This window comes from Stutzerimonas stutzeri (assembly GCF_013522825.1).
In the GTDB taxonomy this organism is placed as follows: Bacteria; Pseudomonadota; Gammaproteobacteria; order Pseudomonadales; family Pseudomonadaceae; genus Stutzerimonas; species Stutzerimonas stutzeri_AK.
Window position 1 is genome coordinate 1 of the sequence record NZ_JAAMQZ010000090.1, and the last position, 1935, is coordinate 1935.

Annotated in this window: 2 protein-coding genes and 1 pseudogene; all 3 read right to left on the bottom strand. The window is 58.0% G+C overall.

Annotation, left to right across the window (positions count from 1 at the left end):
* Window positions 1-375 (bottom strand): annotated as a pseudogene (locus G7020_RS23950) (hypothetical protein); the annotation flags it as partial.
* 93 nt (window positions 376-468) lie between these two features.
* Window positions 469-1020 (bottom strand): hypothetical protein, encoded by a 552-nt coding sequence (locus tag G7020_RS23685; RefSeq protein WP_181087214.1) that lies wholly within the window; start codon window positions 1018-1020, stop codon window positions 469-471.
* Between the two features lie 222 nt (window positions 1021-1242).
* Window positions 1243-1800 (bottom strand): hypothetical protein, encoded by a 558-nt coding sequence (locus G7020_RS23690; RefSeq protein ID WP_181087215.1) that lies wholly within the window; start codon window positions 1798-1800, stop codon window positions 1243-1245.
* Window positions 1801-1935 lie beyond the last annotated feature (135 nt).

The window sequence follows — 1935 nt, forward strand, 5'->3', positions numbered from 1 at the left end:
AATGCCACCCCTGCGTCGCTGCGCTCCGACTGCCCGGCCGGATGGCCGTGGAACAGGTGGCCAGATGGCCCTGGAATGCCTGGCCAGATGAGAGCGGACTGGGTGGCCGGATGGCGTGGAATCCGCATCGTAGATCTCAGAGCCCTCCGGGGCGACCACTAGCCCATCCACACCATCAGCCTCAACGCTCACGAGGGTCAGCCCCATCTCGTGGTCATCAAAGCAGTTGAGCGAGGCCACAGATGCAAGCGCGGACGGCTCCTGCTGCGGGTGGATGGTGCGGTAGACCACATCATTGTCGTAGTTAACCCGAATGCATGGGGCTACGGAAAAGCTGGTGAACTTGATGGCTTGAGGGGAATTGGCTTCGGGCATGTTCGTAACCTAGTTGGCGATCAGTTGATGGGGACCATGTTGGGGGCGATGCTGGTGTGCCAGAACCACCCCTGATGGGAAATTCTCTACAACCTAGATGGCGGACTCTGCCTCCTCAAACGCATCCGCAATAGCATCCTCTTTGCCCACGCCGTGGCAGTAGCGCTCGAGGTAATCATGCTTCTTAGCATCGCTTTCCTGGCTGAGGGGCCGAACGATCACTACGATATCCAAGGGGTGATCGGAGTAGGCATCGCTGATGGTGATTGGGCCGGTACAGTCGATAACCACACGACCTGTCTTAGGCCCCGCAGCTGCCAAGGATTCCACGTCTACGGGCAGAAGCAGGCCGGGCGCTGAGATGGCTTTGAATATCGCTACCGCTCGGGCGTTGTACGCCTCGGCGTTCATCTTGTCCGTGCCTTCCTGTGCAGTTGAAATCAGGGCGTGCAGGCTATCAAGCTGAGCCTTCAAGGCTTCGATCTGCCTGTTGAGTTGAGCCTCGCGCAAGTAGATGAGGTTCTCAACCGATTCTGCGAGGTCGCTGGCCTGGCCATTGGTGACGTAGCCGGTTGAGCGGAGGGTGGTGTGGATGGTGTCGTGTAGAGACATCTGAATTGACCTTGAGAGGTTGATGATTTCCATGGTCAACCCTGTATCCCAGTGCCAGAAGCACCTGGTGACTGGAAATTCATCATCCTCAAGAAACCCTAGTGTCTCAGTGTGGATGGGGAGCCTCAAAGGCAGGCTAGACCCGAGCTCAGGATCTGCACCCCGTCCAAACTCAAGGCAAGACACCTACCCAGACTGAGGGAATAAATGCGAGCCTTGACATGATAAAGCCGCTTCTTAGAGCGGCTCGGGTAGTTAGGCAGCAGCTTCGTCAAAGTCGTCTGGTGGCCGACGGGTGGAGCGCGCTGTGTCGAGTGGTGGCGTTACCAGGTTTGCCACGCGGGCCTTGGCCCTATCGCATGCAGACAGGTAGCCAGAGAAGGTCGGGGGTTCCACCTCTATCTCGTCCGCCAGCGCTAGGCAGTAATTCACTAATTCAAAGCCGGTCTGAAGGTTTGCGCTTTGCCCGACACAGTAGTTGAGCTTGACCTCTACGACGAGGGCCTCTCTATCCAGATCTGAACGTTGGAGCCGGAATGCGCCATTCGATTCCTTCCTGAGCCTTTTTGTTAGCGTGCCCTGGTGGTAGGTCTTCACACCATCAAGGACAGCTGCGAGACGCCTAACGAGACCAAACACCTCCTTCCAGTGGGCTTGCTGCTCATTGACCCTTCGCATCTCCTCAGCCGCCCAGCACTGCTCGTACTCCGAAGGGTTCATACCACGATACTGAACGTCCTCAAGCAGCTTGCGCTCAAAGCTGTCGATGTACCGATTCCTCGTTGCAGACACGTAGTCGAGCAAGAGATGCATGCAGTCGTGCTTGCGGATTCCACGCCATCCGGCCACCCAGTCCGCTCTCATCTGGCCAGGCATTCCAGGGCCATCTGGCCACCTGTTCCACGGCCATCCGGCCGGGCAGTCGGAGCGCAGCGACGCAGGGGTGGC

Excerpts from the sequence above, each read along its gene's own strand:
- G7020_RS23685 (WP_181087214.1), bottom strand. The coding sequence starts at position 1,020 with ATGGAAATCATCAACCTCTCAAGGTCAATTCAGATGTCTCTACACGAC.
- G7020_RS23690 (WP_181087215.1), bottom strand. The coding sequence starts at position 1,800 with ATGCATCTCTTGCTCGACTACGTGTCTGCAACGAGGAATCGGTACATC.